The sequence below is a fragment of the Marinobacter bryozoorum genome (genome assembly GCF_023156245.1).
Taxonomy (GTDB): domain Bacteria; phylum Pseudomonadota; class Gammaproteobacteria; order Pseudomonadales; family Oleiphilaceae; genus Marinobacter; species Marinobacter bryozoorum.
Genome location: NZ_JAKZAH010000070.1, coordinates 1 through 6,902 on the forward strand (window position 1 = coordinate 1; position 6,902 = coordinate 6,902).

General features: G+C 56.0%; 10 protein-coding genes and 1 pseudogene. 6 read left to right on the forward strand and 5 right to left on the reverse strand.

Features of this window, described 5'->3' with window-relative positions:
* Positions 1-47 precede the first annotated feature (47 nt).
* Positions 48-527, reverse strand: a complete 480-nt coding sequence (locus tag MLC59_RS19175; protein ID WP_248237211.1) for a prenyltransferase — start codon at positions 525-527, stop codon at positions 48-50.
* 171 nt (positions 528-698) lie between these two features.
* Between MLC59_RS19175 and MLC59_RS19180 the strand changes: the two genes are divergently transcribed.
* A complete protein-coding gene (locus tag MLC59_RS19180; protein WP_248237212.1) occupies positions 699-1,004 on the forward strand; it encodes a hypothetical protein in 306 nt (101 codons plus the stop codon).
* Here MLC59_RS19180 and MLC59_RS19185 read toward each other — a convergent pair.
* Positions 973-1,059, reverse strand: a pseudogene (locus MLC59_RS19185) (DMT family protein); the annotation flags it as partial. The gene MLC59_RS19180 and the pseudogene MLC59_RS19185 sit on opposite strands and share 32 nt — an antisense overlap.
* 3 nt (positions 1,060-1,062) lie before the next feature.
* Between MLC59_RS19185 and MLC59_RS19190 the strand changes: the two are divergent.
* Positions 1,063-1,788: a pseudouridine synthase gene (locus tag MLC59_RS19190; RefSeq protein WP_248237213.1), complete on the forward strand. Its 726-nt coding sequence runs from the start codon at positions 1,063-1,065 to the stop codon at positions 1,786-1,788.
* On the opposite strand, the gene MLC59_RS19195 is transcribed toward MLC59_RS19190, so the two are convergent.
* The gene (locus MLC59_RS19195) at positions 1,755-2,393 is read right to left on the reverse strand and encodes an SDR family oxidoreductase (RefSeq protein WP_248237214.1); all 639 of its coding nucleotides are present in this window, start codon (positions 2,391-2,393) and stop codon (positions 1,755-1,757) included. The two genes, MLC59_RS19190 and MLC59_RS19195, sit on opposite strands and share 34 nt — an antisense overlap.
* A gap of 465 nt (positions 2,394-2,858) precedes the next feature.
* On the opposite strand from MLC59_RS19195, the gene mscL reads away from it, so the two are divergent.
* From mscL to bamJ, 3 genes are all read left to right on the forward strand, one after another.
* On the forward strand, positions 2,859-3,260 hold the full coding sequence (gene mscL, locus MLC59_RS19200; protein WP_248237215.1) for a large-conductance mechanosensitive channel protein MscL: 402 nt from the start codon (positions 2,859-2,861) through the stop codon (positions 3,258-3,260).
* A 463-nt stretch (positions 3,261-3,723) separates the two neighbouring features.
* Positions 3,724-4,434 carry a hypothetical protein gene (locus tag MLC59_RS19205; RefSeq protein WP_248237216.1) on the forward strand — a complete coding sequence of 237 codons (711 nt, stop codon included), beginning with the start codon at positions 3,724-3,726 and terminating at the stop codon, positions 4,432-4,434.
* A gap of 90 nt (positions 4,435-4,524) precedes the next feature.
* The gene (gene bamJ / locus MLC59_RS19210; protein ID WP_248237217.1) at positions 4,525-5,283 is read left to right on the forward strand and encodes a BamJ family beta-barrel-assembly machinery protein; all 759 of its coding nucleotides are present in this window, start codon (positions 4,525-4,527) and stop codon (positions 5,281-5,283) included.
* A 61-nt stretch (positions 5,284-5,344) separates the two neighbouring features.
* Here bamJ and MLC59_RS19215 read toward each other — a convergent pair whose 3' ends face one another.
* Positions 5,345-5,590, reverse strand: coding sequence for a hypothetical protein (locus MLC59_RS19215; protein ID WP_248237218.1), 246 nt, complete (start codon positions 5,588-5,590; stop codon positions 5,345-5,347).
* 353 nt (positions 5,591-5,943) lie between these two features.
* On the opposite strand from MLC59_RS19215, the gene MLC59_RS19220 reads away from it, so the two are divergent.
* Positions 5,944-6,426: a glutathione peroxidase gene (locus MLC59_RS19220; protein WP_248237220.1), complete on the forward strand. Its 483-nt coding sequence runs from the start codon at positions 5,944-5,946 to the stop codon at positions 6,424-6,426.
* An 88-nt stretch (positions 6,427-6,514) separates the two neighbouring features.
* Here the strand turns inward: MLC59_RS19220 and MLC59_RS19225 are convergent, their stop codons facing one another.
* Complete coding sequence (locus MLC59_RS19225) at positions 6,515-6,808, reverse strand: hypothetical protein (protein WP_248237219.1); 294 nt, start codon at positions 6,806-6,808, stop codon at positions 6,515-6,517.
* Positions 6,809-6,902: the final 94 nt, after the last annotated feature.

Sequence of the window (6,902 nt, forward strand, 5' to 3'; positions counted from 1 at the left end):
ATACGTTCTCGGGCCGAACTGTGATTCGACGCGGCGGGGTCACTTGCTCAAAACACTTCTGCCGCGCAGACTCCTAGTCCGGGGGCGACCAGGCACAGCCAGGGCCGGCGGTTCAGCCAGCCGGTGTAAAGAACAATGACTGCCAGGCCCAGCACCCCCACCGGCACAAGGGCGGCGCCGTACCGTGCCAGGAAGTAGCTACCGACAAGCACGGTTACCGCAAGGGAAAGTATCGCAACCCAGCGCACCGCCGTAGCGGCCCCTGGGTCCGTGACCAGCGCCCCGCTGCCCCCGCTGAACGGCGTGCGGACGGTAAGCGCATCAAGGCCACTGGCAAAGTCCTGATACTCATTCAACGTATTCACCCCGATATGCGCCGCCAGCGCTCCGGTCAGGGCCAGCCACACATCTGGCCAGGCAACCGGGCCGCGGGTTGCAAGGGCTGTTGCCACGCCCACCAGCACACAGGCGGGAGTCAGCACCAGGAAGGGCAACCGCATGGATCTGACAACAGTAAAAAGGGTCACTAAACACCTCGTGGCCGGAGTACCTGGCAATTAGACAAGAAGATCGGCGGGGAATAATAGAAGGTGGTTTTACGAGGGATAGTGTTATAGATCAAGTAACAGGCCTATGGCCATCACCCATTGCTCCGGCGCGGAGCAACACGGATCAGATCTGGAATCAGCGATACCACAATGGATGTCATCGAACTTATCAGCCGTCCGGACTCGGGGAAAACGGCCTTAGCACGCAAAGGTCTACCGGCAGTCAGACCACATTATCAGTCGGGGTACCTTCTTCGAGCGCTAGCTGCGCGGGGGCCGCCTGTTCCGGTGGGGTCCCGAGCTTACCTGGAAAGCCCCTACCTGGAAGATTACATTACGATCAAGACCGGTGAACTGTTCGGAGCCGGTCTTGATCAAGACCCGGCTCTGCTGGAGGCTATTGCGCTGATCCTGATGGACAGAGAACCGCAAATGGCACAAAAATACTTAGGGTGATGACCTCCCGCAGGATTTTCAGTTGCCCCTGACTCATCACCGAGTACCCGATGCGACCATGAAACTCTCAAGAATACTCAGCAACGAAAACGGTGTGAGCCGCAAGCAGGCGAACCGGACCATTGCGTCAGGAATGGTACTGGTGGATGGCCGTTGCTGTACCGATGCTGCCGCTGAAGTCTCACGGTTTCAGCGGGTAACGGCTAACGGACAGGTTCTCCAGCAGGGTATTCCCGCCCGCTACCTGATGCTGAACAAGCCAGCCGGATACCTGAGCGCCACCAGCGACACCGTCCATCCCACCGTGCTCGACCTGCTGCCGCCCGAACTGCGCGAGCGCCTGCATATCGCCGGACGCCTCGACCGGGCGACGACCGGACTGTTGATTCTCACCAATGATGGCACCTGGTCTCGGCGCCTGACCGAACCTCGCCTCAAGATACCCAAGGTTTACCGGGTTACAACGGCGTATCCCCTCGGCCCGGATACGGCAGAAAGATTTGCCAGGGGAATCTGGTTCGCCTACGAGCAACTGACGACCTCACCGGCAACGCTGGAACAATTGGCGCCCTGCGAAGCACGGCTGACCATCTTCGAGGGCCGCTACCATCAGGTGAAACGGATGTTCCATGCAGTCGGCAACCGGGTAACCGGTTTACACCGGGAACGAGTGGGTGACATCGTCTTGCCTGACGACGTTCCTCCAGGCACTTACAGGCACCTTTCCGATTCTGAGCTGCGGTCGGTGCCTCAGAGCCGTGCCAGTGACTCGACGATGCCGTAATCCCCTGATAGCAGGTCAAAGCTCTGGTGGATACTGTTGTCCGCATCGAGCGTGGCCAGCAGTACGGCCGCCACATCCTCCCGGGGGATCGAGCCGGTACGGTCAAGGCGGGCTGCCAGTTCGACCTTGCCAGTTCCCCGGTCGTTGGTCAGTGGGCCCGGGCGGACCAGGGTAAAGTCCAGACCGCTTACACGGAGGTGCTCGTCAGCCTTATGCTTGGCCCGTAGATAGTGATGTAGCTTCTCCGGGGCGTTCTCGGGCCGGTCCGCCCTCATGCTGCTGACCATCAGAAAGCGTTTCACGCCGGCAGCCCGGGCCGAGTCTATCAGCCGGATGGCGCCATCCTGGTCCACATCGATGGTTTTCTCAGGACCGGTGTGGGGGCCGGAACCAGCAGTGAAAACCACGGCATCACAATCCTTAAGGGCATGGGTGCAGTCCTGCTCAAGGTCTCCGACAACCGTCTCTGCCGCACCGAGCTGTTCAAGGGCAGCGGCCTGTTCCGGCTTGCGGACCATGGCCCTGGCAGTATGGGGGCTGGCGGCCATCAACCTGACCAGATGCTGGCCGATCTTGCCATTGGCACCGGCAATGAGAACACGCATGGATCACCTCCTGAATCGGGGATTGATTACCCTTACCTGAGTCCACCACTACGCCATTTCAAGTCACGCTGCCCGGCGTGACGCGGACGCGTATTCCGCTTTATTTTCTGTTAATGCACTAGTGTCCCGTTTGGTTAATTCGCTGACTTACTGCGTGACGCGGGGGCCTCTGGCCAAGGCGCCAGTCCGAAGGTGTGGTGGTTCCACATCAAGGGCTGGCAACACCGGCCAGAGGCCCCAGCGTCGCGCCCGTCGGGAGCCACTGAGAGCCTTGATAGCCGCGTTGCGCTGACTCGATTTGGAACCACCAAACCTTCGCCACCGCGCCTAGCTCTCAAGGCTCTCAGTGGCTCAGTAGATCAGCGAATTAACCAAACGGGACACTAGACTTTGAGTACGCCGGACAAGGCGTGCCCAGCCACCAGCCGGGCCCACAAGGATTTATGTTCAAGGAGTCAGGCACTGATGAGCATAATGCAAGAATTCAAGGAGTTTGCGGTAAAAGGCAATGTCGTCGACATGGCCGTGGGAATCATCATCGGGGTAGCTTTCGGCAAGATCGTATCGTCGTTCGTGGCCGACGTTTTGATGCCACCCATCGGACTGTTGATCGGTGGCGTGGATTTCACCAACCTGGCAATCACGCTCAAGGCTGCGGGGGAAGGTGTTGAAGCGGTCACCCTGCGTTATGGGGTTTTCCTGCAAACGGTGTTCGACTTCATCATCGTCGCATTCGCAGTATTCATGGCGGTCAAGGCCCTGAACAGCATGCGCAGGAAAGAGGCGGAAACACCGGCCGCTCCCCCCGCCCCTTCTGCCCAGGAACAGCTACTGATGGAGATCAGGGACCTGCTCAAGGCGAAGTAACACCACTGCCAACCTCACACATCACCATCAATCACGGACCTGGACCCCGTTGCACTAGCGGAGTCCAGGTAGACATTCGCCTGCGTTGAGATCAATGGCGCGCCTGAAAGGGCCAGACCCACGTGCCCATAGACCAGAACCGTCAACCCGCCCCATACGACATATTTCAGTTATATAACCAGGTCCCTAATAACTCTTCGAAATACCTATCAATTTGCTACCACACTAATTTGTCAACTTGCGCATACCACTCCTATTTGAGCTTCCAATACCATCCAATTTATGACTTTCGCGTGATAGCGAGCAAATACACCCACTCCTACACTGCACCGGCACCTGTTGGGGAGACTAAGTGACGTCTTTTGACAGGCAGATGTGAGGAGGTTTCATAGCTGTAATTTGAACCCTTAATTTCAGGAAATTAAACCATACTATTAAATCTTATTATAAAAAGAGGTTTTTTATGAAACTCTCAACTAAAACGAAGTTCGCAAGTATCCTCGTAATACTTGCGTCAGGGCTATTCATTTCGAGCTCCGCACTGGCTATCGGTGGTGGCGGCGGTTTCGGCGGATCTGATTGCAGCGTCAGCCGCGATTCCGGGTCCGGTGCAGTATTCTATGTGCCAAGTGGCGGCGATGGCAGCTACAACATCCTGGGTTGGGGTAATGGGACCGGCGGCACTTCCAGCACCTATCGTGGTCTCCTGGAATCCGTAGCCGAGCAGTGCATCCTGGTAGCCGCTGCCACCACCGCCAACTCCGGCAGTGGCCGGGAAGTGGAAAGCGCCGTTAATCAGGCCAAGAGCCGTTACCGCAACATCATCGGTAACAACCCGAAAGTGTGTACCTCGGGCCACTCCCAGGGTGGCGGTGGTTCTTTTAATGCCGCTAACCGCCTGGGCGCAGACTGTGTTATCGCAGTTCAGCCTGACACCGTTTACACCACCAGCATTGACCGCCCGGTAGCCAGCGATGTGGATGTTGTCTGCATCTTCAGTACAGCCGACACCCTCGCGCCGGCCCTGCCTTTCAATGCCGGCAACTGCCGGCGTAACTCCACGCGCTATACCCAGGAAACCACCTCTGGCGGGCACTTTGCACCTACAACCGGTGACGGTGGTGCGCCGGGTGAAGTAATGCGTGAATACGCAGCCCGCTGGCTGGTTAATTGATCGTCTCGGGTAACAGCCATAACAAGACCTCAACCCGGATGCCGGGTTGAGGTCTTTTGTTAACCCTGACTGGTCTGTTGAGGGCTTTATATGAACGTACCTTCCAACGTTCACGCAGTTATTCTGACCGGGTTATTTCTCGCGGGAACCTTTAGCCAACCGGCTTTATCCAGGAACGCTAAGGAAAACCAGGGCACCTTCGAAGCCAGGCAAACCGGATTCGAAGACCTTAATGATCGCTTCAGTTACGCCTATGGCTATGACCTGGCAGAGAAGTTCAAGGCCGAAGGGCTGGCGCTCAATGTCGATTTAATGGCAGAGGCAATGCAGGCTGTTTTCCAGGACGGTGAGGCAAAAATGTCAGCCGGCGAAGTAGCTGCCACCCTTGAGGTTTTCAGGGAAATCCAAATCAAGCAAAAAGAAGCTGAGCGAACAAATCTGGCAGAAAAAAACAAGAAAGAAGGCGAGGCTTTCCTCGCTGAGAATGCAACCAGGGATGACGTAGTCGTTACCGATAGTGGTCTGCAATACAAAGTAATTGCGAACGGCAATGGAGACTACACACCATCCGATAACGACGAAGTCACGGTGAACTACCGTGGAATGTTTGTAGACGGCACTGAGTTCGACAGCACCTATGAACGTAACGAGCCTTATACCGTTAAGGTCAAACAGCTCATCCCGGGCTGGATAGAAGCGCTAAAGTTGATGTCTGAAGGAGCGAAATGGGAACTCTATATTCCAGCTGCCATTGCGTATGGAGAACGTGGTTCCGGGAATTATGTAGGGCCGAATTCGACGTTAATCTTTGAAGTGGAGCTTCTTGAGATCAAACGCACAGATTCATGACGCTCCCGCGCTTGGAAGCCAGGCATTGCGCCTGGCTTTTTACTCCAGGAATGAGCCTGGCTCAAAGCCCGTCGAACGCTGCGTCAAAGTCTGCTGCCGCAGCATCCGTAAACTCAAACGATTTGCGGATGTAGGCAAGGGTGGCCTTTTCAGTGTCAGTAACCCCGGGACCATCCTTCGCGGATTTAAAGAGCTCCGCCACTTCGTCCTTCGAAAGCTGCCCTTCTCCCCGCCCTGTCGTATGCTTGCGGGCCAGGTCCAGCAACTCCTTCTCGTATTTTTGTCCGTCTATTGTTTCATAAGCCATGATCGTGAAACTCCATTTAGTGACAGCAAGAAACTCCCGGAAGCCGACAGATCACCGGTCCGCAGAGTGCCAGGGAACAAGCCACTCCAATAGCCGCAGCCTGCCTGTCTGATAAAAGCATACAACGCCAGATTGCGCAAAATCTAGCCAGAAACAACTTTGACTGTAAGTATTTTTCAGGGAAAATAGCCGAGTCACAAGGTGGAACCACCCAAGCCGACAGGGTCAGAGATGACAGGCCCTGAAGTACCCAGTCGCATTGATTGACAGGCAGAAACCCGATCATGAATCACTTCAGACTGAAGTTGGCCGCTAGCGGACTTTTAATCGGATCGTTGCTCACCTCTTCCGTGATGGCCGAGATCTGCCCGTCATTCCTCGATCACCAACAGAGCAAGCTTCACTCCACCGATACAATCAATCTCTGCGACACCGCCGCCGGCAAACCACTGCTGGTGGTCAACACCGCAAGTCACTGCGGCTATACCAGCCAGTTCGAAGGCCTGGAAAAGCTACACAAGCGCTACGGACCTGAGGGACTGGTGGTGGTAGGATTTGCCAGCGACGACTTCCAGCAGGAAGCGGATTCAGAGGAAGAAGCCGCTGACATCTGTTTTAAAAACTTCGGGGTCACCTTTACCATGATCGCCCCCGGGCCGGTCACCGGCCATCATGCCAACCCGGTATTCCGTGAGATCAATGAGCAGAGCAACCCTCCCCGCTGGAACTTCACCAAGTACGTGATCGACGCCGACGGCAATGTGGTCAGGCACTTTCCGAGCAAGGTGACTCCCGACGACCCTGCGCTTATCGAGGCCGTGGAGTCAGTACTCTAGCTGACAGGATCAACCATGCCATGGTGCCCGTGCCTTTCTGAAGAATGGGCGGCCGCCACAATAGAAGTGGCGTTACCGGCAACGCCAATCAGAATGACACCCCACTCAACGCATACATTTTCCATTGTCCGTCAACGCGGGTGAACGCGTAATAGCCATGGATATGCTCAATGACGGATCCGTCCGCGCGGCACCGGGTGGCGGAGGCTTCGACTCTGCCCTCAGTTTCACTGATGGCCACCACATCGAAATTCCAGTCGCGTGAATGATCCCAGCCTTTCTCTGTTTTAAGTCGTGCCGGATCTACAGGATACTGGTTGTACATTCTTACCTGACCATCATTGATGTAGGCGATGGGGTACCGCACGACCTGATCGATCAAAGACAGGTCGTTATTGCGTAAGCGTCCATTCCGCGACGTTCTGCCACCCCGCTAAAATTCGCCCTAAAGTAACCTCACAGTTTCCAACACGAGG

What these genes read in the sequence shown, in the direction of transcription:
- MLC59_RS19180 (WP_248237212.1), top strand. Translation starts at nt 699, where the DNA reads ATGGATGTCATCGAACTTATCAGCCGTCCGGACTCGGGGAAAACGGCC.
- MLC59_RS19190 (WP_248237213.1), top strand. Translation starts at nt 1,063, where the DNA reads ATGAAACTCTCAAGAATACTCAGCAACGAAAACGGTGTGAGCCGCAAG.
- MLC59_RS19195 (WP_248237214.1), bottom strand. Translation starts at nt 2,393, where the DNA reads ATGCGTGTTCTCATTGCCGGTGCCAATGGCAAGATCGGCCAGCATCTG.
- mscL (WP_248237215.1), top strand. Translation starts at nt 2,859, where the DNA reads ATGAGCATAATGCAAGAATTCAAGGAGTTTGCGGTAAAAGGCAATGTC.
- MLC59_RS19205 (WP_248237216.1), top strand. Translation starts at nt 3,724, where the DNA reads ATGAAACTCTCAACTAAAACGAAGTTCGCAAGTATCCTCGTAATACTT.
- bamJ (WP_248237217.1), top strand. Translation starts at nt 4,525, where the DNA reads ATGAACGTACCTTCCAACGTTCACGCAGTTATTCTGACCGGGTTATTT.
- MLC59_RS19215 (WP_248237218.1), bottom strand. Translation starts at nt 5,590, where the DNA reads ATGGCTTATGAAACAATAGACGGACAAAAATACGAGAAGGAGTTGCTG.
- MLC59_RS19220 (WP_248237220.1), top strand. Translation starts at nt 5,944, where the DNA reads ATGGCCGAGATCTGCCCGTCATTCCTCGATCACCAACAGAGCAAGCTT.